Consider the following 23790-nt stretch of genomic DNA (forward strand, 5'->3'; position numbering starts at 1 on the left):
GCAGCATTCGACCCTCGGCTACAAGTCGCCAGTTCAGTTCCTGGAGAACTGGATCAGAGCGCAGCATCAGGAAAAACAGGTAGCATGAAACCCACCCTTTGGCAGACGAAAAACCGAGGGAACCTCAGTTGTAGCGCCCTCTGCCGCGCCAACCGGAGGACGTGCCGGGCGGAAAGAGGGGCTTCGCTGTTTGAGCCCGCAGGGCGAGTTTGCGAAGCACCCCGCCCGGGGCGTCCGGAGGGTGGGGACCCCGAAGGGGCGCGAAAGTGGGCCGTGCTTCTTTGCCTATCTTTCTTGCACGAGCAAGAAAGTAGGTCGCCCGCCGGGGCGAGACCCGGCCAATCCAAGCCGATCGAAGCCGCCCAAAAATAAAACTACCGACACCCGAACCCGCAAGCCCCCCAGCGCGGGAAGCGCAAATCAAACTACCGCCTGCCACCCCGCCGAGCCAAGAACAAACCGGTGATTCCCCACCGGATAAAACAAACTCTCAGCCATATGCCGTCGCCAGACGACAAGATGCACATGCCCCGGCGTCACATCCAGCTGATGAAAAAACAGCCCCTCGGCGGAATGCCGCCCCGACGTCGGCGATCCGACCCCGATGCCGATCGCGTTGCGCCCCGCGTCCGACGCCAGCAGCCGCACTTCGCTGCGATGCAGGTGCCCCCATAGCAGCAGGTCGGCGCCGCCTTCGCCGATGAGCAGGTTGCGGGCGAGGTTGGCGCCGGCCATGCCGCCCTTGTTGCCGCGCTCGCGGGTGGCAAAGGGGTGGTGGGCGGCGGCGATGCGTAGTTGGCCCTCGCTGCCGCCAGCCAGCCACTGCGCCGCGTCGCGGGCGGCGGCGCTGCGGATGCGGCCGGAGCGCCAGGACAGCGGGTTGGTGCTGTCGATGAGGGCGAGGCGGACCTGGCGCCAGTCGAGATGGCTGGTGGTGGCGTCGTCGATGTGGCGGCGGTAACGGCCGCGCGGGGTGAACAGGCGGTGCCAGGGGCGGAACAACGGCATGTCGTGATTGCCGGGGATGGCCAGCCAGTCGCCGGGCAGCTGGTCGAAGAACTGGCGCGCGGCGATGAACTGGCTGTTGCGGGCGCGCTGGGTGAGGTCGCCGGTGATGAGCGTGAGCTGCGGCGAGAGCTGGCCGACGGCGTCGAGCAGGATCGGCGCGGCGCCCGGTGCCTGGGCGCCGAAGTGCAGGTCCGACAGATGAATCAGGCGAAGGGTTTCCGGTGCCGTGTTCATGGCCTCAGTGTAGTGGATCGGGGCGGACCACCTGCAGGCTGTCGGTCTGGTAGCTCAGGTGCAGCGGCAGCCGGCATTTGACCAGTTCGCCGTCGAGGGAGACGCGCAGGCGGCGGCGGTGGCGGTCGATGTCGACCTCGACGGACTGCAGCGCGGTGAGTTCGAAGGTGGGGACGTCGGACAGACGCTTGAAGAGCGCTTTGAACGCGGCCATCAGCACATGGCGCCGGCCCTGGTGGCGCATCAGCACCAGGCCGAGGGCGCGGCCGTCGCATTGTTGGGCGAAGGGGGCGTCCACGGTGGCCAGTTGCAGCGGGTTGGCGCCGAAGAACACGGCGTTGGCGTGGCAGCGCCGGGCCTCGCCGCCGGTGTGCAGGCGCAGCTTGAGAATCGGGTAGCGGTTGAACAGCGTGGCGATGCCGGACAGCACGGCGGTGACACGGCTGCGCCCGAGCAGGGCGGTGTGGCGCTCGCGCGCGGCGATGATGCGGGTGTACAGGCCGAAGGCGGCGTGATTGAAGAACAGCAGGCCGTTCACGTCGCCACAGGGCGTGGGCCGGGCGTGGCCGGTGAAGGCCAGGTGGGTGGCGGCGGTGAGGTCGGTGGGGATGCCCAGGTGACGGGCGAGCAGGTTGTAGGTGCCGGTGGGGATCACGGCCAGTGGCTTGCCGCGGATGCGGGCATGCTGGGCGGCGCTGCGCACCGTGCCGTCGCCGCCCACGGCCACCACCAAATCGGCCACGGCGGCGGCGCGCTGGCAGACCCGGTCGAGCCGGCTGGCCTTGCGCGGCTGGAACCACAGCAGGCGATCATCCGTGCGCGGCAGCGCGGCCTCGATGCGGGCGCGCAGATCGTCGTCCCGGCCGTTGGCCGAGCGGGTATTCACGACGATGGCGACGGTGCGCTGGGGCATGCGGTAGCCGGATCGGGGCGGGCAAGGGAGAATACGGGCTTTGCGGCGCAGCGGCCGCGTCGTCTGCGCATCATACCGCCCATGCCTCTCTTTGTTCGCAAGCATGCCGAGCGATTCTCCGCCTGGCTGATCCTGTTGATGATGCTGTTCGCGCTGGCGGTCGGCGCACGCCTGCCGGTGCCGGCATGGCTGGCCGGCGTGTGCGCGTGGAGCGCCTGCGCGCTGCTGTGGCCGAGCCTCGACGGGCGTCAGCGGCGCACGGCCGGGATCCTGATCGGCATCGGGCTGGCGGCGCTGGCCTGGGCGGGTTGGCAGACCGGTCGCTGGCCCTGGCAGGGGGTGCTCACGCAGAACATGGCGCTGCTCGGCATGCTGGCGGCGGTGAGCTTCCTGCAACTGATCGGGCTGTCGGGCGATGCGCAGACGCTGCCGCGCGGCCCCGGCGCGCTGTGGCGCACCATTGGCGGGGTGCATGTGTTCGGCGCGGTGATCAATCTGTCGTCGGTATTCATCATGGCCGACCGCATGGGCGGCGGGAAGTCGCCCTCGCCGGTGCAGACCGCGGCGCTGACCCGCGCCTTTCTGGCCGCGGCGCTGTGGTCGCCGTTCTTTGCCGCGACGGCGGTGGCCATCACCTATGCACCGGGCGCCACGCTGGGCGAGCTGGCGCTGGCCGGAGTGCCGCTGGCGATCGGGCTGAACTGGTTGGCGGGGCGGGATCTATTGCGCCATTCGGCCGAGGCGCGGGTGTTTGCCGGCTACCCGATGCGCCCGTCGGCGCTGTGGGTGCCGGCCGGCTTGGCGCTGATGGTGATCGCCGGCCACTATTTCTGGCCGGAGTGGACGACGCTGGCCATCGTGTCGCTATGCGCGCCGCTGATGGCGGCCGGCGTGGTGCTGACACGTAGCGGCGTCACCGAGGGGGCCGGCGCGCTGGCGCGCCATGTGCATCGACGCCTGCCGGCGATGCGCGGCGAGCTGGCGCTGTTTCTGGCCGCCGCGGTGTTCGCCACCGGGCTGGATGCGCTGATCGCCACCCAGGGCGGGCGCTTGACGCCTGCCCACTTCGGGCCGCTCCAGTCGGCGCTGGTGTTGGCCGGCATGATCGGGCTGTGCGTGATCGGGGTGCATGCGGTGATCTCGATCGCCATGGTGTCGGCCTGGCTGGCGCCGATCTCGCCCGACCCGATGCTGCTGGCGGCGGTCTTCACCCAATGCTGGGCGATCGGTCTGGCGGTGAGCCCGATGTCCGGCATCCATCTGGCCTTGCAGGGGCGCTATGGCCTGTCGGCCGGCGCGTTGGCGCGCGGCAATGCGCGCTACTGCCTGCAGGCCTATCTGGCGGCGGTGGCGGTGCAGGTGGCCATTGCGGGGTGGCGCGGCTTGCCGTTTTGAGCGGGACTACTGTTTCGCGGTCTCGGCGAGCAGGGTTTGCGTGGAGCTGGCGCAGTAGTGCTGGGCATCGGCGCTGGCCGGGGTGCAGTCCTTGAGGCTGTCGACCGGGCGGGCGGTCAGCACGCCATCGCGCACCGTGAGTTCATAGGCATGACGCGGGGCCGCCGAGGCGGTGGCATGCGAGAAACGGGCGAACTGCTGGCTGCCGCGCAGGCACTGGATCTGCTGCACATTGGCGCCGCCGGACTTGAGAATCGCGGCGATGGCGGTGGCGCGCGCCTCGCATTCGGCCTGATCGGCGGTGCTCACGAAGGCGGCCGACAGTTGTCCGTCGGCCAGCAGGGTGAGGATGAGCATGATGTGTCCGAGGGCCATGGCCGGGGTCCTGTGAGGTGATTGGTGAGGATTGTCGCCGTGGGGGTGGCGGGGCGTCCACCGCCTGGATCAAGTCCCGGCGAGCAGGCGGCGGGCCGTGTCGACGGTTTTGCCCACCACGGTCTCGTCATCGCAGGGCACCACGCTCAGGTCGCCCCAGTCTTCGACGAACTTGCGCTGCCAAGTGAGTTGCCGCTTGGCCAGCTGGCGGGTGGCGGCGATGCCCTTGTCGCGGAAGGTGGCAGCGTCGGTGAGGCCGTCGAGATGCTCCCAGGCTTGGCGGTAGCCGACGCAGCGCATGCTGGGCAGATCGAGGGTGAGTGCGTAGCGGGCACGCAGGGCGCGGACTTCGTCGAGGAAACCAGCGGCCAGCATGGCGTCGAAGCGCGCCTCGATGCGCGCATGCAGCACGCTGCGGTCCTCGGGCGCCAGGGCGATGCCGACGAAGCGGTAGGGCGGCGGCGCCATCTCGCGGCGCGCGTAGCTGTCGGCCAGCGGGCGGCCGGTGAGGCGCACGATTTCCAGCGCGCGCTGGATGCGCTGGGCGTCGTTGGGTTGCAGGCCGGCGGCGGCATCCGGGTCGAGCCGGGCCAGCGCCGCATGTATGGCCGGCCAGCCGAACTGGCGGGCGTCGGCATCGATATGGGCGCGCAGCTCGGCGTCGGCCTGCGGCAGGTCAGACAGGCCCTCGCGCAGCGCCTTGAAGTACAGCATGGTGCCGCCGGCGAGCACCGGCAGGCGGCCGCGGGCGGTGATCTCGGCCATCAGGCGCAGCGCGTCGTCGCGGAACTTCGCCGCCGAATACGCTTCTTCGGGGCTGAGAATGTCGATCAGGTGATGCGGGCACACCGCCTGCTCGGCGGCGCTCGGTTTGGCGCTGCCGATGTCCATGTCGCGGAACACCAGGGCGGAGTCGACGCTGATGATTTCGATCGGCAGGTGTTCGGCCAGGGCCAGCGCGCTGGCGGTCTTGCCGCTGGCGGTGGGGCCGAGCAGGAGCAGGGCGGGCGGCAATGCGGAGATGGGCATGGCGCCATTCTACCGGTGTGCCGGGGGGCGGTGTCCTTGCGTGCGGCGCTGCGGTATTCTCGCGGATCATGCCGGCAGGATGGGTGCAAGTGCTGCCGGAGCATTTGGGAATGGACTGTGATGATCGATCGTTTTCGCGCCGTGCGGCGCCTGTTGGCCGGCCTGCTGGCCGCGCTGTGTCTGTCGGCCGGTGCCCTAGCGGCGCCGACGCTGTGGGAGGTGCGCGACGGCCAGGGGGTGCTGCGCGCCTATCTGTTCGGCGCCATCCACCTGTGCCATGCCGCGTGCTACCCGCTGCCGGCGGGGGTCGAGGCGGCCTTTGCCGCGGCCGAACGCACCGCCTTCGAGCTCGACGTGAGCGATCCGTCGCTGCCACAGACCCTGCTCAAGGCCGGCTTGCTGCCGCCCGGCCAGACGCTCAAGTCCCTGATGCCGGCGGATCTCTACGCCCAGCTGCACGATGCCGCCAAGCAGGTGGGCATGCCGGTGTCGCGCATCCAGGCGATGCAGCCGTGGTTCGCCTCGACGCTGTTGATGGCCTTGGCGGCGAGCGAGGCCGGCTTTTCGACCGAGGCCGGGGTCGACGGCGTGTTGCAGCAGCGTGCCCGCCAGGCGGGCAAACCGGTGCTGGCGCTGGAGACACCGGCGCGCCAGATCGCCGCCTTGTCGGGCGGCGGCGAGCGGGCCCAGCAGGCGGCTCTGCGCCAGACGGTGGATCTGGTGGCCGGTGGGCAGATGGGCGCGTACCTGGACCGGATGGTGGACGCCTGGCAGCGCGGTGACGATGCTGCCCTGCAGGCGCTCATGGTCGAGGGCGTCGACCAGGCGGCCGTGGCGCCGCTGATCGCCGCGCTGATCGACGCGCGCAACCTCGAGATGGCCGACCGGCTGGAGACGCTGATGGCCGAGCCGGGCGTGTTGTTCGTGACGGTGGGCGGCGGCCATCTGGTGGGCGAGCTGGGTATTCCGGCCCAACTGGCGGCGCGCGGCTGGCAGGTGGTTCGGCGATAGCGTAGGCGGTTTCGTCGGGCGGAAGCGCGAAGCGTCATCCGCCACCGGTGCCGCTTTGGGGTGTTGTTTGGCGGATGGCGCTGGGCTTGTCCGCCCGACGGGCTTCCCGCTCGGTGCTTACTGCCCCCGCAAGAAGAAGCGATCCAGCTCGGCCATGGAAAACTGCGTCCAGGTCGGGCGGCCGTGGTTGCACTGGTCGGCGCGTTCGGTGGCTTCCATCTGGCGCAGCAGGGCGTTCATTTCGGGAATGGTCAGCGTGCGGTTGGCGCGCACCGCGCCATGGCAGGCCATGGTGGCGAGCAGCTCGTTGCGCCGGGCGGTGATGACCTCGGTGGCGGGCATGTCTTCGAGCTCGGCGAGCACCGAGCGGGTCAGTTCGCCGACGTCGGCGCTCGATAGCAGCGCGGGTACGGTGCGCACCGACAGCGCCGTGGGGCCGGCGGGGGAGATCTCGAAACCCATGCCGGCCAGTGCTTCGGCGCAGGCTTCGGCGGTGGCCATCTCGCGCGCCGACACCGTCAGCACGGCCGGGATCAGCAGGCGCTGGATCGAGGGCGTGCCGTCGAGCACGGTCTTGAGCCGCTCATAGAGGATGCGCTCGTGGGCGGCATGCATGTCCACCAGCACCATGCCGTGCGCGTTCTGCGCCAGGATGTACACCCCGTGCAACTGGGCCAGCGCGAAGCCGAGCGGCGGGGCTTCGCCGGTGTTTTCGGGCGGCATCGCCGGCGCGGTGTAGTTGCCCTGGGGGCGCGCTTCGGCGGGGCGGGCACTGGCGGCGAAGTCGTAGTAGCTGCGTGCAGCCGATTCCATGGCCAGCGGGCTTTGCACCGGCGTGGGGGCATAGTGGCCGAAGGCGGCGGCCGGCGGGGCGCCTGCGGGGGCGGCCGGCATGACGGCCTCGCGCCCGGCCTCGGCGGCGCCGGACTGGCCCAGCGCGCGTTCGACCGCGTGATAGACGAACTGATGCACCGCCCGCGATTCGCGAAAGCGCACTTCGATCTTGGCCGGATGCACGTTCACATCGACGGTGCGCGGGTCGATCTGCAAGAACAGCACATAGGCCGGATGCCGGCTGCCGTGCAGGATGTCGCGATAGGCCTCGCGGATGGCGTGGGTAATGAGCTTGTCGCGCACGAAGCGGCCGTTGACGAAGAAGTATTGTGCGTCGCGGCTGGCGCGGGAGTAAGCGGGCAGCGAGGCGAAGCCGGTGAGCTGCAGCGGGCCGGCCTCGACGCTGACGGCGCGGGCGTGGTCGAGGAAGTCGTCGCCCATCAGCAGGCCGACCCGGCGGGTCATGTCGCTGGCCGGCAGGCGGTGGCTGACCCGGCCGTTATGGGTGAGCTGCATGGCGATGTCGGGCCGCGCCAGCGCCACGCGGCGGAAGGCTTCGTCGCAATGGGCGAATTCGGTGCCCTCGGTCTTGAGGAATTTCCGCCGCGCCGGGGTGTTGTAGTAGAGCTCCTGCACATCCACCACGGTGCCGTGGTTGAGCGGTGCGGGTTCGGGCGCGCGGCCGGGGCCGTCGACCCGCCAGGCGTGGCCGGCGCCGCGAGCGCGGCTGGTGATGGTGGTGCGCGCCACCGAGGCGATGGCGGCCAGCGCCTCGCCGCGAAAGCCCATGGTGGCGACCGATTCGAGGTCTTCGAGCGAGGCGATCTTGCTGGTGGCATGGCGCTCCAGCGCCAGGGCGAGGTCGCCCTTGTCGATGCCGCAGCCGTCGTCGCTGATGCGGATGCGCCGCACGCCACCGGTTTCGAGCGCCACCTCGATGGCCTGCGAGTCGGCATCGACGGCGTTTTCAAGCACTTCCTTGAGTACCGAGGCGGGGCGTTCGACGACTTCGCCGGCGGCGATCTGGTTGATGAGCGGGTCGGAGAGGCGGTGAATCGCAGGCATGGGCAGGCAGTGAATCGTGTCAGAGGCAACGGAGCCGGTTGCAGGAGTCGAACCCGGAACCGGCGGCTTCGGTATGATACGCGCTGCCTTCTCTATTGCGCCGCGTCATGGAACTGATCACCCAATTCATCGATATCGTCCTGCACCTCGACAAGTACCTCGCCGTGGTGCTGGCCGACTATGGCAACTGGATCTACGCGATCCTGTTCCTGATCATCTTCTGCGAGACCGGTCTGGTGGTGACCCCCTTTCTGCCGGGCGATTCGCTGCTCTTCGTGGCCGGCGCGCTGGCCGCCACCGGCGGCATGGACATCGGCTTGTTGATCGGCTGCTTGTTCGTCGCCGCGGTGCTCGGCGACAACACCAATTACTGGATCGGCCGTTCGGTCGGGCACCGGGTGTTCCGCTGGGAGCAGTCGCGCATCTTCAACCGCGCCGCCTTCGACAAAACTCATGCGTATTTCGAGATGCATGGCGGCAAGACCATCATCATCGCCCGCTTCCTGCCGATCTTCCGCACCTTCACGCCCTTCGTGGCCGGGGTGGCGAAGATGACCTATTCGCGCTTCCTGCCGCTGGACATCGCCGGCGGGGCGATCTGGATCGGTTCGCTGTGCCTGGCCGGCTACTGGTTCGGCAACATTCCCTTCATCAAAGACAACCTGAGCTTCGTCATCCTCGGCATCATCGCGGTGTCGCTGATTCCGCTGGTCGTGGGCTGGGTACGGCACCGGCGCGCGGCGACGCAGGCGAGCTGAGAGCCTGAGCGGATGCGCCATGTCGCGCTGATGCTGTTGACGGGCGCGCTGCTGGCCGGCTGCGCCGCGCCGGGCTCGGGGCCGGCGCCCCGGCTCGATCGCGGCTTCTCGCTGGCCGGGCTGGCCAAGTCGGACATCGACAAGGTCGCCGAGGTCCATCACTACCACCTGTTTCAGTCGCTGCGCCGGCTGACGCTCAAGCTCTACCGGCGCAACCCGGCCGAATGGCGCAAGCGCGGCGTGGACAGCGCCGAGGCGGCCGTCGCCGACTTGTTCGACCGTGACCATCGCTGGCGCCTGGAGGCGCTCAACTACCGCCGTGGCGCCGAGGCGATCCAGATCGCGCTCACGCCCGACTACCCGGGCGACCGGGTGCGGGCCTTCGTCACCGGCATGGTGAGCATGGTGCAGAAGGCGCTGGGCGACCGGGCCGAGTTCTATCTGCTCGATGAGGTCGACCCGCAGCGGGTGTACAATGCCGCCCGGAACATCGAAGTCGCCGCCTGGAAGCTCGGGCAGGCGCGCGATGAACATGGGCAGTTGCTGCTCCTGAGCAACGAGATGGGGCCGGTGACCAATCTGAGCTTCGAGCGCGAGTTCGGCCGCCAGATCGCCTTGCTCGATGCGCTGGCCGACGTGCTGGCCGAGCGCGAGGGGCGCACCATCACCCGTGTCATCCAGAACGCCGCGACGGCCGTTTTTCTTCCCCTGTAATCGTCATCCGCTGGCGGGGTCGATCCCTGCCGGGCGAGAGCGCCCCGAGTCAGTCACATGAAATCCATCGTCATCCTCATTTCCGGCCGCGGCAGCAATATGGAAGCCATCGTGCGCGCGGCCATCCCCGGCGCGCGCATCGCGGCGGTGATCAGCAACCGGCCCAATGCCGCCGGCCTGGCCTTTGCTGCGGCGCAGGGCATTGCCACCGCCGTAGTCGACCACTCGGGCTACCCGGACCGCGCCAGTTTCGACGCCGCGCTGGCCGAGACCATCGACCGCCACACGCCCGACCTGGTGGTGCTGGCTGGTTTCATGCGCGTGCTGACGTCCGATTTCGTGCGCCGCTACGAAGGCCGGCTGATCAACATCCATCCCTCGCTGCTGCCGTCCTTCACCGGCCTGCACACCCATCGGCGCGCGCTGGAGGCCGGCGTACGGGTGCATGGCACGACGGTGCACTTCGTCACCGCCGAGCTCGATTGCGGGCCGATCATCATCCAGGCGGCGGTGCCGGTCATGGATGGCGACGACGAAGCGGCGCTGGCCGCGCGGGTGCTGGTGCACGAGCACCGCATCTTCCCGCAGGCGGTACGCTGGATCGTCGAAGGCCGGGTGAGCATCGACAACGGCGTGGCCCGCGTGGCCGGGGCGCGCCAGGACGGCGTGCTGATCAGCCCGCAGCCGGAGGTGGCGTGATGCGCCGTGGCGTGTTCGCCCGGGTGCTGTGCCTGGTCGCGCTGATGGCGAGCGCTTCGCTGGCGATGGCCGAAGCCGCGTCGTGGCCGGCGCAGGGGCGCATCATCTACCGCGTTTTTCACGGCGACGGCGGGCTTCAGATCGGCCGGGCCACGCACAGCTGGTGGCACGATGCGCGGCGCTATCGCATGGAGTCGCTGGTCGAGACCACCGGTCTGGCCGCGATCCTCAAGAATTTTCGCTATCTGCAACGCAGCGAGGGCGCATTGACGACACAGGGGCTGCGCCCCGAGCGCTTCAGCGTCGACCAGCGCGGCAAGCCGCTCCAGGCGGCGGTTTTCGACTGGGCCAAGGGCGAGGTGCGCATCGACCGTGGCGACAGCAAACGCCAGGCGCCGCTCGGTGCCGGCGATCAGGACGTGCTCAGCATCGGGCATCAGCTGGCGCAGCCGGCAGCACGCCAGACACCGTTCGAACTGACCGTGGTGAACAACAAGTCGGCCGCCGTGGCGACGGTGCGCGACCTGGGCGAGGCCGTCGTGAGCCTGCCGCTGGGCGAGTTGCCGACCCGCCATTTTTCGGTGCGCTCCGAGGATGGCAAGGTCAAGATCGACCTGTGGCTGGCCAGCGCCAGCCACAACCTGCCGGTGCGCATCCGCGTCGAGAACGGCAAGGGCGACGTGCTGGATCAACAGGCCGAGCGGGTCGAGCTCGGCGCGCCACGGTCCGGGAGTCCCTCATGAATTCGCCGTTTCCCGCCGTGCTGCACCAGCACACGGCACGTCTGCTCGAGCAACTGCTGCGTTTCGAGCACCCCGCCGATGCCACGGTGCAGCAGTATTTTCGCAAGCATTCGGCGCTGGGCAGCCGCGACCGCGCCCGCGTGGGCGATGCGGTGTTCGGCTGCCTGCGCCATCTGCGCCGGCTGCGACATGCGGCGGGCGAGGGCGCCGGGGCCGAAGCGCTGGTCGCGGCCTGGGCCGCCGGTGCCTGGCAGACGCAGGACGCCACAGCACTGACGCCGGCCGAACAGGCCGATCTGCCCGACTGGCTGTGGGCGCGCTGGCCGTGGCCGGCCGAGACCGCCATGGCCGTGGCCGAGGCCTTCAAGCAGCCGGCGCCGCTCGATCTGCGGGTGAACATCCTCAAGGCCAAACGCGAGGCGGTGCAGGCCGCGCTGGCGGCCGCCGGCATCGAGACCGTGGCCGGGCGCTGGGCACCGCAGGCGCTGCGTGTGATCGGCAAACCGGCGCTGCAGCGCCATGCGCTGATGGTCGATGGCAGCATCGAAGTGCAGGACGAGGGCAGCCAGCTGCTCGGTCATCTGCTCGGTGCGCGCCGTGGCGAGCAGATCGTCGATTTCTGTGCCGGTGCGGGTGGCAAGAGCCTGCAGATCGGCGCGCTGATGCGCAACAGCGGCCGCGTGCATGCCTTCGACGTGTCGGCCGGGCGCCTGTCGGAGCTGGCGCAGCGCGCCAAGCGTGCCGGGCTGGCCAATGTGCAGCCGATGGCGATCCGCGACGAGCTGGATGCGCGCCTCTCGCGCCTGGCCGGCAAGGTGGACCGGGTGCTGGTCGACGCGCCGTGTTCTGGCCTGGGCACGCTGCGGCGCAACCCCGATCTCAAATGGCGCCAGGGGCCGGAGCAACTGGCCGACAAGGCCGCGCTGCAGGCCTCGATCCTCATGGCCGCCGCGCGCCTGGTGAAGCCGGGTGGCGTGCTGGTGTATGCCACCTGCAGCCCGATGGCCGAGGAGAACGAGGCGGTGGTCGAGGCTTTTGTGGCCGAACACCCCGCGTTCGCGGTGGAGCCGGCGCTGCCGGCGTTGGCCAAACAGGGCATCGACCTGCCGCAAAGCGACAGCCCCTATCTGCGGCTCGACCCCTTCCATCACGACACCGACGGCTTTTTCGCCGCGCGCCTGGTGCGGTGCGCGTGAGTCGCTGGCTGCTGGTGGCTGCCATGCTGTGGCCGGCGATGGCCGGCGCGGCGCTCGGCCCGGTGGCGGCCGAGGGCCAGGTCGAGGTGCTGTTCGCCCCGCAGGATCCGGTCGAGGCGCGGCTGATCGCCTTGATCGGGCAGGCGCGCCGCAGCGTGCAGGTGCAAAGCTACATCTTCACCCGCAAGAGCGTGGCCGAGGCGCTGGTGGCGGCGCATGGGCGCGGTGTGAGCGTGCGTGTGCTGGCCGATGCGAAGATGAACCAGCGCGGCAAGAATGCCCTGCCGCAGCTGTTGGCGGCCGGCGTACCGGTGGCGCTGGAGACGGCTTACAGCGCCGCGCACAACAAGATCATTCTGATCGATGCCGACAGCGCGAACCCCGTGGTGATCAGCGGGTCTTACAACTTCACCTGGTCGGCCGGGCGGAAGAACGCGGAGAACGTGCTGGTCCTCCACGGGCACGGAGATGTGGCCCGCGCCTACCGAGACAACTGGCAACGGCACTGGACGGCGGCGACACGCATCGACCGTCTGCCGGTGAAATTGGTGGATTGAAGGGCCGGGACTGCCTTCACGTATAATCCACCCCCTGAGTTTTAAAAGGATGTGCCTCACATGTTGAATGGCCTGATTGATCTGCCCTGGTGGGGTTATGTGCTGGTGGCGCTCGGCCTGACGCATGTGACGATCGCCTCCGTCACCATCTTCCTGCATCGCCACCAGGCGCACCGCGCGCTGGAGCTGCACGCGATTCCCAGCCACTTCTTCCGTTTCTGGCTGTGGATGACCACCGGCATGGTGACCAAGGAGTGGGCGGCGATCCACCGCAAGCACCACGCCAAGTGCGAAACTCCGGACGATCCGCACAGCCCGCAGACGCGCGGCCTGAAGAAGGTGCTGTGGCAGGGTGCCGAGCTGTATCAGGCCGAAGCGTTGAACCAGGAAACCCTGGACCGCTACGGCCACGGCACGCCCGATGATTGGCTCGAACGCCATCTCTACCGGCGCAACACCCTGGGCATCGGCCTGATGCTGGTGATCGATCTGGTGCTGTTCGGCGCCATCGGCCTGACCATCTGGGCGGTGCAGATGATCTGGATTCCGTTCTTCGCTGCCGGCGTCATCAACGGTGTGGGGCATTTCTGGGGCTATCGCAACTTCGACTGCGCCGACGCCTCGCGCAACCTGCTGCCCTGGGGCATCCTGATCGGCGGCGAGGAGTTGCACAACAACCACCACAGCTTCGCCACCTCGGCCAAGCTGTCGGCGCGCTGGTATGAATTCGACATCGGCTGGATGTACATCCGCTTGCTGCAGTTCGTTCGCCTGGCAACGCCCAAGAAGGTGATCCCGCTGCCCAAGTTCGGCGCGGCGCGGCAGGTGCCCGACGGCGAGATGCTGGGGGCCATCATCACCCATCGCTACGACGTGATGACGCGCTATCTGCGCAGCCTGCGCCAGACCTACCACGAGGAGATCGAGGCGCTGCGCCAGAAGCATGCCCAGACCTTCAAGCTGCGTTCCACCGAGCTGGTCCGCCTGCTGCAGCGCGAATCGGCCGGCCTGCCCGACGACATGCAGGCCCAGCGCAACGCCGCTCTCGCGCACAGCGACCGGCTGGCCATGCTCGAGCGCATGCGCAGCGAGCTGGCGGCCCTGTGGGCACGCTCCTCGGTGTCGTCCGAGCAGCTGCTGGCGCAATTGCGTGACTGGATCGAGCGCGCCGAGCAAAGCGGCATCGCCCAGTTGCAGGAGTTCTCGCACCGTTTGCGCTGCTACGCGGCGTGATCGCCGCCGGGCGGTGAGGTCGGGCTCGGCCGCATGTCGCGTATCCTGCTGTTCAACAAGCCCTTCGAGGTGCTGTGCCAGTTCTCGCCCGAAGGGGCGCGGCTGACGCTGAAGCATTTCATCGACGTACCCGGCGTCTATCCGGCCGGGCGGCTCGATGCCGACAGCGAGGGCCTGCTGCTGCTGACCGACGACGGCGGCCTCCAGCACCGCATTGCCGATCCGCGCCACAAGGCGCCGAAGACCTATCTGGCGCAGGTCGAAGGGATCCCCGACGAGGCGGCGCTGGCCGTCCTGCGCGAGGGCGTCGACCTGGGCGACTTTCGCAGCGCACCGGCCGAGGCGCGCCTCGTGCCCGAGCCGGCGTGGCTGTGGCCGCGCACCCCCCCGATCCGCGAGCGCAAGGCGATCCCGACCTGCTGGGTCGAGCTGGTGCTGCGCGAGGGCAAGAACCGCCAGGTGCGGCGCATGACGGCCAAGGTCGGCCATCCGACGCTGCGCCTGATCCGCAGCGCCATCGGCGACTGGTCGCTGGCCGGCCTGGCACCCGGTGCCTGGCGCGAGGTGCCGGTGCCTGCGGCGCTACGCGCGCGGGTCGCCCGCATGTCGTCGCCGCGCGGCAGACACTGAACCGCAAAGCGGCTATGCTGTAGTCGTTGTGCTGCGGCGCAGCAAAAGCATCGCCGATACTTGATTGACGGAGTTCGCGTGACCGATACGATCATCGCCACCATCGCCGCCATCGGCGTCGTCGGCGGCGCCTGCCAGTGGCTGGCCTGGCGCCTGCGCCTGCCGGCGATCCTGTTCCTGCTGCTGACCGGCATCCTTGCCGGGCCGGTCGGCGGCTGGCTGAAACCGGACATCCTGCTCGGCGATCTGCTGTTTCCCTTCGTGTCGCTGGCGGTGTCGGTGATCCTTTTCGAAGGCAGCCTGACGCTCAAGTTCTCCGATATCCGCGGTATCGAAACGGTGGTGCGCCGCTTCGTGACCACCGGCGCGCTGGTCACCTGGGGCATCGTCACCGTCGCCACGCAGTGGATCACCGGCATCTCCTGGGGGCTGTCCACGTTGTTCGGCGCGGTGATGGTGGTGACCGGCCCGACGGTGATCGTGCCCATGCTGCGCACCGTGCGCCCGACCATGCACATCGCCAACGTGCTGCGCTGGGAGGGCATCATCATCGACCCCATCGGCGCGCTGCTGGCAGTGCTGGTGTATGAGTTCCTGATCTCCTCGGGCACCGGCGGCGGGGCCCTCGGGGCGACCCTGACGGTGTTCGTCCGGCTGATCCTCGTCGGCTCGATGACAGGCATCGGCGTCGGCTATCTGGTGGGCGAGGCGCTGCGCCGCGACTGGCTGCCGCACTACATGTTCAACGTGGCGACGCTGGCGGCGGTGATGGGCGCCTTTGCGCTGTCGAACGCGCTGGCGCACGAGTCGGGCCTGCTGGCGGTGACCGTGATGGGCATCTACCTGGCCAACCGCAAGGGCGTGCCGGTGGAGGAGATCCTGTCCTTCAAGGAAAGCCTGAGCCTGCTGCTGATCACCGCGCTGTTCATCCTCCTGGCGGCGCGGCTGGACCTGGACCTGCTGCTCGGGCTGGGCTGGTCGGCGGTGCAGATTTTCGTGGTGGTGCAGTTTCTGGCGCGTCCGCTCAACGTCTTGTGGTCCACCCGCGCCTCGAGTCTGAGCTGGCGCGAGCGCGGCCTGCTGGCCTGGATCGCGCCGCGTGGCATCGTCGCCGCGGCCGTGATCGCACTGTTCTCCTTGCAACTGGAGCAGAAGGGCTATGCGGACGCGGTGCTACTGGTGCCGCTGACCTTCGTGGTGATCATCGGCACGGTGGTGTTGCAGAGCCTCACGGCCGGCCCGCTGGCCCGGTTGCTGAAGGTGGCCGAGCCCGGCTCGGGCGGCTTCCTGATCGTCGGCGCCAATCCGCTGGCGCGGGCCATCGCCCAGGCCCTGAGCCAGAACGCTGTGGCGGTGCGCCTCACCGACATGCTGTGGGACAACGTCAGCCGCGCCCGCATGGCCGGTCTGCAGACGTATTACGGCAACCCGCTGTCGGAGCATGCCGAGGTGTATCTGAACACCGCGGGGCTGGGCCGGGTGCTGGCGATGACGGCCGACGAGCACCTGAACGAGCTGGCGTGCACCCGCTTCAAGGGCGACTTCGGCCCGAAGCGGGTGTATGCGCTGCGGGTCGGGGCGCGGGAGAAGGGGCGCAAGGCGGTGTCGCTGGCTGGGCTCGAAGCCTTCGGCGATGGTGTCAATTTCGTCGAGCTGTCGCGTCGTCTGGCGCGTGGCGCCGAGATCCGCCGTACCAACATCAGCGAGGCCTTCAGCTTCGAGCAGTTCCGCGCCAACTACGGCGAGCGGGCGGTGCCGCTGTTCGCCATCGACCCCAAGGGGCGGGTCGAAGTGTTTGCCTCCGAAACCGAGGTTCAACCCAAGGCGGGATGGGTGGTGCTGGCCTTGGTGGATGCCGATCCCGACGAGTACAAGCGCCCGCCCGCCAAGGCGGATGCAACGGCCTGAGGGCGGGGCTCAGGACAGCCTGACGCGGCTCTGCTTGGGCACATGCTGGACCAGGAAATCCATCTGGTCGGCCAGGATGTTGCGGTTGGAGAGGATCAGGTATTCGGCCTTGTTGGGCACGTAGGGGGCGTACAGCAGCGTCATGCCGGCGCGCTCGGGGCGGCGGTTGTCCTTGCGCTGGTTGCAGCTGCGACAGGCGGTGACCACGTTCATCCACACATCCTTGCCGCCGCGCGAGACCGGCTCGATATGGTCGCGGGTGAGCAGTGCGCCCGACAGGGTGGTGCCGCAGTAGGCGCAGGTGTGGCGGTCGCGGTGGAACAGTTCGCGGTTGTTCAGCGGCGGGACTTGCCGCAGGCTGCCGGGGCGCAAGGCACGGCCCTTGATGGCGATGATGCTCTGGCTGCTGATCGACGAGCGCTCGCCGGTGATGCGGCAGGTGCCCCCGAGAATGTGAAAGGCCTGGGCGCCGATCGACCAGGCGACCATGTCGCGCGCGTGATAGGTACAGGCCGCCTGCCAGCTGACCCAGCGGTGGGGGTGACCGTTGGTGTCCAGGGTGAGGATCCACGGACGGGCTGCCGGTCGATGGGGCTGCAGGTCAGGAGATTCAACGGCAGACATGTGGCAAGGCGCTCCGGTCAGTGGGGGGCGGGCGGTCCGAAACTCGCCTGTTAGAGCGTTTGGACCAGGCTTAGGTTCCTTCCGGGAGGGAGGTCCTGGCCAAGGCCAGATCCTCGGTATGGACGCCATAGCGTTCGTTGCGGCGATCCTCGAGAAAACGCTTGAGGGCGAAAGTGACCGAGCGGAAGGCCAGGGTGTCCCAGGGAATCTCGGCTTCGTGGAACAGCGCGACCTCGAGCGATTCGGCGCCGGCGGCAAAGTCGGCGTCCTGCAGTTCGGCCCGGTAGAACAGATGCACCTGGCTGATCTCGGGAATATTGACCAGCGCGAAAAGGGGGCCGACGCGGATGCGGGCGCAGGCCTCTTCGAGGGTTTCGCGGGCGGCGGCCTGGGCGGTGGTTTCGCGATTCTCCATGAAGCCGGCCGGCAGGGTCCATTTGCCGTAGCGCGGTTCGATGGCCCGTCGGCACAGCAGGATCCGGTCGCCCCACACCGGAATTGCGCCGACCACCATTTTCGGATTCAGGTAGTGGATTTCGCCGCAGTCGTCGCAGACATGACGGGGCAGCGCGTCCCCGGCCGGGACCCGCAGGCTGACAGTGGCGCCACAGGCTGAACAGAACTTCATGAACACTCTCCGGAACGCCCGCTCGCGCGGGCCGCTGAGCTGGCTCATTCTAGCAGGCGACGCGACCGTATCGGCCGGCCCATGCGCGCGGGTCTAAAGTCGGGCGGCGACGGGCCGTAAGCTGTCGGGAGATCCCCAGACGGCGCCACACGCGCTTCACGCGACCGGACGAGAACCAAGACAAACGCATGGGTTCCACGATAGACATCCGAACCTTCGAGCAGATCAAAGCCTCGGGGGATCTGCCTTCGCCCAAAGGCTCGGCGCTGGCCATCATTCGCCTGACCCGCCAGGACGACGTGTCGCTGGCGGAGCTGACGCGCGTGATCAAGACCGATCCGGCCTTCGTCGGCCGTCTGATCAAGGCGGCCAATGGCGCGACCGTCGGCGGGCGGCGGAAGATCGCTTCGGTCCAGGACGCGCTGACGGTGCTCGGCTTGCCGGCCGTGCGCAACATGGCCCTGGGCTTTTCGCTGCTGTCGAGCCTGCGCAGCGGCGCCTGCAAGGCCTTCGACTACGATGCCTACTGGTCCGGCGCGCTGCTGACGGCGGTGGCCCTGCAGGCGGTGGCACAGCGCATCCGCACGGTGCCGCCCGACGAAATGTTCTGCCTCGGTCTGCTGTCGCGGATCGGCGAACTGGCGCTGGCCACCATCTACCCCGATGCCTACGGCGAGCTGCTGACGCTCCTGAGCGCGTCCGACGACGGCGATCTGGCGGCCAGTGAGCGCACCGCCTTTGCCATGGACCATCGCGAGCTGACCGCCGCCATGCTGGCCGACTGGGGGCTGCCGCGTCTGTTCGTCGAGGCCGCGGCGCTGTTCGAAGTGCCTGAGCGCGCGCAATGGCCGGCCGACAGCCGGCAGCGCCAGATTCTGGATGCCCTGCGGTTGGCCGACGCCATTCGCCAGACCTGCCTGGCCGACCCGAGCGGGCGGGCCGAGCGGGTGGCTTGGCTGTATCCCTTGGGCGAGCGGCTGGGGATCGATCCCGACGGCGTCAACGCCCTGTGCGACGGCGCGATCGAGAGCTGGGTCGACTGGGCGCGCCTGTTGAAAATGCCGGCACAGGCCCTGCCGCCGATGACGACACCCGTCCCGGCGATGGGGCCGCGGTCGACATCGGGCGCGGCGGCCGAGGCGGCGAAGTCGCCGAGCATGGTGGCGGCCTCGCGCCTGCGGGTGCTGGTGGTCGATGCCGATCCGGCCGTGCGAGGGTTGCTGCGCGGCATGCTGGAGCGTGCCGGGCATGACGTGTTCGAGGCCGATTGCGGGCGCCAGGGCATGGAGCTGGCGCTGGAGGTGCAGCCGCAGATGATGCTGGTCGACGCGGGCGTGGTCGAGATCGACGGCCTGAGCCTGACCCGTGCCCTGCGACAGACGCGGATCGGCCGCGGTATCTACATCCTGGTCCTGACCGAACACGGGGACGACGAGTGCCTGATCGAGGCCTTCGACAATGGCGCGGACGACTACGTGACCAAACCGGTGCGGCCCCGCCTGCTGGCGGCGCGGCTGCGGGCCGGCCATCGGGTGATCCGGCTGCAGCAGGAGGTCGAGCACGACCGCGAGGAGATCCGCCGTTTCGCCGCCGAGCTGGCGGTCAAGAACCGGCGCCTCGAAGAGGCCGCCATGACCGACCCGCTGACCGGCTTTCCCAATCGGCGCTATGCCATCGAGCGCATGCAGCAGGCCTGGGCCAGTGCCCAGCGCAGCGGGCGACCGCTGTGCGCAATGGTGATCGACATCGATGCCTTCAAGCAGATCAACGATACCCATGGCCATGATGTCGGCGACCAGGTGTTGTGCCAGATCTCCGCGGCCATCAAGCATGCGCTGCGCGCCCCGGACATGGTGGCGCGCACCGGCGGCGACGAGTTCCTGGTGCTGTGTCCGGAAACCGATCTGGAGGCCGCGCTGCATTGCGGCGAGCGGGTGCGTCAGGCGGTGCGCGCCGCGCGGGTGAGCGCGGGCGAGGTGGTCTTGAGCCTGTCGATCAGCGCCGGAGTGGCCCAGAGCGAAGCGCACATGCCGGACCCGGACGCCCTGATCAAGGTGGCCGACCAGGGCGCCTATCTGGCCAAGGCGCAGGGGCGCAACCGGGTGGCGAGCGTCCAGTCCGGCGTATGCGCAGACGCTATCCGTCAAGGACTGGCGGGTCAGCATGTGGGCATGAAAGGGACTCAAGTTTATGCCGACGGTGCCGTAAGCCCGACGGTGTTGAACGAACGCGGCTAGGTCGATATACAAATGCAAGCGGAGGACGCCGCTGCCATGCCAGACAGACCGATTCGGGCGTTGGTGGTTGACGATGTCGAGGACGATGCTTTCCTGCTGCAGGCCGAACTGGCCCAGCGGGGCGTGGCCATCGAGTATCGCCGTGTCGATAGCGAAATCGACATGGCGGCCGAGCTCGCCGGCAATGACTGGGACCTGGTCATTTCCGATCACAACATGCCCGGCTTCGACGCGCTGGCGGCGCTCGAAGTGCTCAAGCGCAGCGGGCGCGACATTCCGTTCATCATCCATTCGGCGCACATCAGCCACCAGCTGGCCGTCTCGGCGATGTACGACGGCGTGCACGACTTCATTCCCAAGGGGCAGTACGAGCGCATGGTGCCGGTCATCGAGCGCGAGCTGCGCGGGGCCCAGGCGCGGCGCGCCGTGCGCCAGGCCGACGACCGCATCCAGCAGCTGTCCTACTACGACAAGCTCTCGGCGCTGCCCAACCAGAACCTGTTCTGCGACAAGGTCACCGAGTGGCTGGCGACCACGCAGCGCCAGGGCCGCACCGTGCGCGGTGCGCTGTTCGTGATCGACATCGACCGCTTTCTGCGGGTGAACGCCAGCTTCGGCTACGAGGCGGGCAACGCGGTGCTCAAGGAGGTCAGCCAGCGGCTGACCGAGGTGCTGCAGTCGGACGTGCTGCTGGCACGGCTCGGCGGCGACGAATTCGGCGTGTTCGTGCCCGGCATCGGCGAGCGGCAAAGTGCCGAAGTGTTCGCCCGCTGGATCGACAAGGTTTTCGACGCGCCCTTCATGAAGGACGGCATCGAGCTGTTTCTCACGCCCAGCACCGGCGTGGCCCTGATTCCCGCCGACGGCACGCAGGTCTATGAGCTGCTGATGAGCGCCGAGACCGCCAGTGCGCAGGCCAAGAAGCGCGGCGGCAACAACTACTGCTTCTACGACCGGACGATGAACGCGGCGTCCACCGAGCGTGTGGCGCTCGAGGCGGATCTGCGCCATGCGGTCGAACGCAACGAGCTGTTTCTCGAATTCCAGCCGGTGATCGAGGCGCGCACCGGCAAGGTGGTCAGCGCCGAAGCGCTGGTGCGCTGGAACCACCCGCGCCTGGGTCGGGTGGCGCCGGACCGCTTCATCACGCTGGCCGACGAAACCGGCCTGATCGTCGACATCGGCGCCTGGGTGCTGGAAGAGGCCTGCCGCTGCTGCCGCGGCTGGCATGTGGCTGGGCATTCGCACATGAGCGTGTCGGTCAACGTCTCGGCCGTGCAGTTCGGCCAGCCGCGCCTGCTCGAAGCGGTACGCGATGCGCTGAGCGCCTCCTCGCTGTCGCCCAAGGCCTTGATGCTCGAGATCACCGAATCCTCGCTGATGCAGGACGCCGAATCGACCGCCGGCATGCTGCGCGCGCTGCGCAACATGGGCGTGCGCATTTCGGTCGACGACTTCGGCACCGGCTATTCGTCGCTGTCCTACCTCAAGCGTTTTCCGCTCGACGTCATCAAGATCGACAAATCCTTCGTGCGCGACCTGTGCGTGGACGAGGAAGACGCGGCCATCGTCCGTGCCATCATCGCGCTGGCGCACAGCATGCGGCGCTCGACGATTGCCGAAGGCGTCGAGACGGCCGAGCAGGTGGAGATCCTCAAACGCGAGAACTGCGAGTATTTCCAGGGCTATTACTTCGGGCGGCCGATGAGCATCGAGCGTATTCTTGCGCTGCTGGAGACCCCGGACGACGTGCTCGCACCGAGCTGATCCCGGCCCGCGCACGGCGCGCCGCGCGCAAATATGTCTGAATGTGTCAGAAAAAACCTGACACGCCATACCGTCCATGTTCTGACGGGAACTTACCTTCCGCCCCGATACCGGCGCCGCCTGCCTCCGAGCACATTGGTCCCCAATAGTGCATCTGCGCGACCAGGGTCAGGAGGGTTCAATAATGAAAAGCGCCGACTTGCAGGACGAAATCCGGGAACTCAATCTCGCCTATCTCATGCTCGCCCAGCAACTGGTGCGCGAGGATCGCGAGATCGCCATGTTCCGTCTGGGTATCGGCGCCGACGTGGCCGATCTGCTCGCCTCGCTGACCACCGCCCAGATCGTGCGCCTGTCCAGCCAGCAGATGATGCTGTGCCGCGTGCGCTTCGACGACAGCGCGCTGCTCGGCATGCTCTCCGGCCAGGGCCGCGATGCGGCCACCGCCTCCTTGCATGCCGCCATCATCGCCGCCGGCAAGCCGGTCGAAACGCTGGCCTGATCCCGGGAGAGCCCCATGCGCAACAAGAGCGTTCTCGCCGAAGCCGAAGACATCCAGCGTGCAGTGGAGATGATCCGCCTCGGCGCGCGCATGCAGATGCTCGAATCCGAAACGCAGTTGAGCCGCGAGCGCCTGCTCAAGCTCTACAAGGAAGTGCGCGGCGTCTCGCCCCCGAAGGGCATGCTGCCGTTCTCGACCGACTGGTTCATCACCTGGCAGCCCAACGTCCATTCCTCGCTGTTCATGTCCTTCTACCGGTTCATGAAGGACACCGCGGCGCTGCCGGATCTGGACGCCATCCTCAAGGCGTTCCGCCTGTACCTCGATCACATCGAGGCCGAAGATATGGAAGAAGTGCTGAGCCTCACCCGCGCGTGGACGCTGGTGCGCTTCTTCGATGCCGATTTGTTGCAACAGGCCACGTGTACATGCTGCGGCGGCAACTATGTCGCGCATGCCTACGATCCCACGCATGAGTATGTGTGCGGTCTGTGCAACATGCCCTCCCGAGCCGGAAAGGGTCGCCGCTCACGGAGGATTGCGACTGATCGCAATGCCATGGTCTGACCTCCTCCTTGCTTTGCAAGGGGTTCCATGCCGCCGGAGATTACCGGCGGTTTTTTTTGAAAGGCCCGCGGCAAGCCATTCTCAGGCCGTTCAGGTGCTCAAGTTTCTCTTGGCAGCGCCGTTAGCAGGCTTGTGTCACGTGGCCCCGTGCGGAGCGCCCGTGCCGTAGATCAGACAACACAAGGGTTGCTTCGATGTTCCTCATCATCGGATACGTCATCGTGCTCGCCGCGTCTCTGGGCACCTATGCCATTCACGGCAGCCTGGCGGCGCTGTGGGTACCCACCGAATACGTGGCGATCGTCGGTCTGATGATCGGCGGCTTCATCGCCAGCAACGGCGCGAAGAACATCAAGGCGACCCTGGGCGCGCTGCCGTCGGTGCTCAAGGGCTCCGCCTACAACAAGGCCTACTACATGGACGTGCTGTCGCTCATGTACGAGCTGTTGTCCAAGGTGCGCAAGGAAGGCCTGATGTCGATCGAGGGCGACATCGAAAACGCCGAGTCCAGCCCGATCTTCTCCAAGTACCCGTCTTTCATGGCCGATCATCACGCGGTCGAGTTCTTGACCGACTATCTGCGCATGATGGTCGGCGGCAACCTCAATGCCTTCGAAATCGAAAACCTGATGGACATGGAAATCGAAACCCACCACCAGGAAGCGCATGGCCCGGCGCATGTGATGTCGAAAGTGGCCGATGCCGTGCCGGCCTTCGGTATCGTGGTGGCGGTGATGGGCGTGGTCAACGTGATGGGCTCGGTCGGCCAGCCGCCGGCCGTGCTCGGCAAGATGATCGGCGGCGCGCTGGTCGGCACCTTCCTCGGCATTCTGGCTTCCTACGGATTCGTGGCGCCGATCGCCGGTCAGCTCGAGCAGAAGGTCGAAGAGGGCAGCAAGATCTATCAGTGCATGAAGGTGGTGCTGCTCGCCAGCATGAACGGCTATGCACCGCAGGTGGCCATCGAGTTCGGCCGCAAGGTGCTGTTCTCGACCGATCGCCCGACCTTCATCGAGCTCGAAACCGAAGTCAAGAGCCGCAAGGGCTGAGAAGTTGTGAATAAATCGACTGCGCTTGGCATCTCGGGATTGGGCGGTGCTCGCAATGCTCATGTATTTGAATACATTCCGCTTGCTGCGCGCCGGCCGCACCCGATCTGCCTG

Annotated in this window: 23 protein-coding genes; 16 read left to right on the top strand and 7 right to left on the bottom strand. The window is 68.0% G+C overall.

Annotated elements, in window-relative coordinates; genetic code table 11:
• Positions 1 to 420 precede the first annotated feature (420 nt).
• Together I8J34_RS20275 and I8J34_RS20280 are read right to left on the bottom strand one after the other, a co-directional pair.
• A complete protein-coding gene (locus tag I8J34_RS20275; RefSeq protein WP_214363460.1) occupies positions 421 to 1242 on the bottom strand; it encodes a metallophosphoesterase family protein in 822 nt (273 codons plus the stop codon).
• Between the two features lie 4 nt (positions 1243 to 1246).
• Complete coding sequence (locus tag I8J34_RS20280) at positions 1247 to 2155, bottom strand: diacylglycerol/lipid kinase family protein (RefSeq protein ID WP_214363461.1); 909 nt, start codon at positions 2153 to 2155, stop codon at positions 1247 to 1249.
• Positions 2156 to 2236: 81 nt separating this feature from the next.
• Between I8J34_RS20280 and I8J34_RS20285 the strand changes: the two genes are divergently transcribed.
• Positions 2237 to 3550 carry a hypothetical protein gene (locus I8J34_RS20285; RefSeq protein WP_214363462.1) on the top strand — a complete coding sequence of 438 codons (1314 nt, stop codon included), beginning with the start codon at positions 2237 to 2239 and terminating at the stop codon, positions 3548 to 3550.
• Between the two features lie 6 nt (positions 3551 to 3556).
• Here I8J34_RS20285 and I8J34_RS20290 read toward each other — a convergent pair whose 3' ends face one another.
• Both I8J34_RS20290 and miaA read right to left on the bottom strand, forming a co-directional pair.
• Positions 3557 to 3925 carry a hypothetical protein gene (locus I8J34_RS20290; protein WP_214363463.1) on the bottom strand — a complete coding sequence of 123 codons (369 nt, stop codon included), beginning with the start codon at positions 3923 to 3925 and terminating at the stop codon, positions 3557 to 3559.
• Between the two features lie 69 nt (positions 3926 to 3994).
• Entirely contained in the window at positions 3995 to 4954 is a 960-nt protein-coding gene (gene miaA / locus I8J34_RS20295; protein WP_214363464.1) for a tRNA (adenosine(37)-N6)-dimethylallyltransferase MiaA, read from the bottom strand.
• Positions 4955 to 5074: 120 nt separating this feature from the next.
• Between miaA and I8J34_RS20300 the strand changes: the two genes are divergently transcribed.
• Complete coding sequence (locus I8J34_RS20300; RefSeq protein ID WP_214363465.1) at positions 5075 to 5965, top strand: TraB/GumN family protein; 891 nt, start codon at positions 5075 to 5077, stop codon at positions 5963 to 5965.
• Between the two features lie 117 nt (positions 5966 to 6082).
• On the opposite strand, the gene mutL is transcribed toward I8J34_RS20300, so the two are convergent.
• Positions 6083 to 7864 carry a DNA mismatch repair endonuclease MutL gene (mutL, locus tag I8J34_RS20305; RefSeq protein ID WP_214363466.1) on the bottom strand — a complete coding sequence of 594 codons (1782 nt, stop codon included), beginning with the start codon at positions 7862 to 7864 and terminating at the stop codon, positions 6083 to 6085.
• Between the two features lie 107 nt (positions 7865 to 7971).
• On the opposite strand from mutL, the gene I8J34_RS20310 reads away from it, so the two are divergent.
• The 9 genes from I8J34_RS20310 (at position 7972) to I8J34_RS20350 (ending at position 16302) form a co-directional block, all read left to right on the top strand.
• Positions 7972 to 8622, top strand: coding sequence for a DedA family protein (locus tag I8J34_RS20310; RefSeq protein ID WP_214363467.1), 651 nt, complete (start codon positions 7972 to 7974; stop codon positions 8620 to 8622).
• A gap of 12 nt (positions 8623 to 8634) precedes the next feature.
• Positions 8635 to 9336 carry a hypothetical protein gene (locus I8J34_RS20315; RefSeq protein ID WP_214363468.1) on the top strand — a complete coding sequence of 234 codons (702 nt, stop codon included), beginning with the start codon at positions 8635 to 8637 and terminating at the stop codon, positions 9334 to 9336.
• 57 nt (positions 9337 to 9393) lie between these two features.
• Positions 9394 to 10035, top strand: a complete 642-nt coding sequence (gene purN, locus I8J34_RS20320) for a phosphoribosylglycinamide formyltransferase (RefSeq protein WP_214363469.1) — start codon at positions 9394 to 9396, stop codon at positions 10033 to 10035.
• On the top strand, positions 10035 to 10778 hold the full coding sequence (locus tag I8J34_RS20325) for a DUF3108 domain-containing protein (protein WP_230411936.1): 744 nt from the start codon (positions 10035 to 10037) through the stop codon (positions 10776 to 10778). Before purN ends, I8J34_RS20325 begins: the two co-directional genes overlap by 1 nt.
• Positions 10775 to 11974 carry an RsmB/NOP family class I SAM-dependent RNA methyltransferase gene (locus tag I8J34_RS20330; protein WP_214363471.1) on the top strand — a complete coding sequence of 400 codons (1200 nt, stop codon included), beginning with the start codon at positions 10775 to 10777 and terminating at the stop codon, positions 11972 to 11974. Before I8J34_RS20325 ends, I8J34_RS20330 begins: the two co-directional genes overlap by 4 nt.
• Positions 11971 to 12531: a phospholipase D family nuclease gene (locus I8J34_RS20335; protein ID WP_230411932.1), complete on the top strand. Its 561-nt coding sequence runs from the start codon at positions 11971 to 11973 to the stop codon at positions 12529 to 12531. Before I8J34_RS20330 ends, I8J34_RS20335 begins: the two co-directional genes overlap by 4 nt.
• A gap of 60 nt (positions 12532 to 12591) precedes the next feature.
• Positions 12592 to 13764, top strand: a complete 1173-nt coding sequence (locus I8J34_RS20340; protein ID WP_214363472.1) for a DesA family fatty acid desaturase — start codon at positions 12592 to 12594, stop codon at positions 13762 to 13764.
• A gap of 33 nt (positions 13765 to 13797) precedes the next feature.
• Entirely contained in the window at positions 13798 to 14394 is a 597-nt protein-coding gene (locus I8J34_RS20345; protein ID WP_214363473.1) for a pseudouridine synthase, read from the top strand.
• Positions 14395 to 14472: 78 nt separating this feature from the next.
• The gene (locus I8J34_RS20350; RefSeq protein ID WP_214363474.1) at positions 14473 to 16302 is read left to right on the top strand and encodes a cation:proton antiporter; all 1830 of its coding nucleotides are present in this window, start codon (positions 14473 to 14475) and stop codon (positions 16300 to 16302) included.
• 9 nt (positions 16303 to 16311) lie between these two features.
• Here the strand turns inward: I8J34_RS20350 and I8J34_RS20355 are convergent, their stop codons facing one another.
• Together I8J34_RS20355 and I8J34_RS20360 are read right to left on the bottom strand one after the other, a co-directional pair.
• On the bottom strand, positions 16312 to 16926 hold the full coding sequence (locus tag I8J34_RS20355) for an HNH endonuclease (protein ID WP_214363475.1): 615 nt from the start codon (positions 16924 to 16926) through the stop codon (positions 16312 to 16314).
• 70 nt (positions 16927 to 16996) lie between these two features.
• On the bottom strand, positions 16997 to 17554 hold the full coding sequence (locus tag I8J34_RS20360; protein ID WP_214363476.1) for an NUDIX hydrolase: 558 nt from the start codon (positions 17552 to 17554) through the stop codon (positions 16997 to 16999).
• 188 nt (positions 17555 to 17742) lie between these two features.
• Between I8J34_RS20360 and I8J34_RS20365 the strand changes: the two genes are divergently transcribed.
• The 5 genes from I8J34_RS20365 to motA all read left to right on the top strand — a co-directional run bounded on the left by I8J34_RS20365 (position 17743) and on the right by motA (position 23676).
• Entirely contained in the window at positions 17743 to 19791 is a 2049-nt protein-coding gene (locus I8J34_RS20365; RefSeq protein ID WP_214363477.1) for a GGDEF domain-containing response regulator, read from the top strand.
• A 36-nt stretch (positions 19792 to 19827) separates the two neighbouring features.
• Positions 19828 to 21558: a putative bifunctional diguanylate cyclase/phosphodiesterase gene (locus tag I8J34_RS20370; protein WP_230411933.1), complete on the top strand. Its 1731-nt coding sequence runs from the start codon at positions 19828 to 19830 to the stop codon at positions 21556 to 21558.
• 184 nt (positions 21559 to 21742) lie between these two features.
• Positions 21743 to 22060: a flagellar transcriptional regulator FlhD gene (gene flhD, locus I8J34_RS20375; RefSeq protein WP_214363479.1), complete on the top strand. Its 318-nt coding sequence runs from the start codon at positions 21743 to 21745 to the stop codon at positions 22058 to 22060.
• A gap of 15 nt (positions 22061 to 22075) precedes the next feature.
• Entirely contained in the window at positions 22076 to 22627 is a 552-nt protein-coding gene (gene flhC / locus I8J34_RS20380; RefSeq protein ID WP_214363480.1) for a flagellar transcriptional regulator FlhC, read from the top strand.
• A 194-nt stretch (positions 22628 to 22821) separates the two neighbouring features.
• Positions 22822 to 23676 (top strand): flagellar motor stator protein MotA, encoded by an 855-nt coding sequence (gene motA, locus I8J34_RS20385; RefSeq protein WP_214363481.1) that lies wholly within the window; start codon positions 22822 to 22824, stop codon positions 23674 to 23676.
• Positions 23677 to 23790: the final 114 nt, after the last annotated feature.

Source organism: Denitromonas iodatirespirans (genome assembly GCF_018524365.1).
Taxonomy (GTDB): domain Bacteria; phylum Pseudomonadota; class Gammaproteobacteria; order Burkholderiales; family Rhodocyclaceae; genus Nitrogeniibacter; species Nitrogeniibacter iodatirespirans.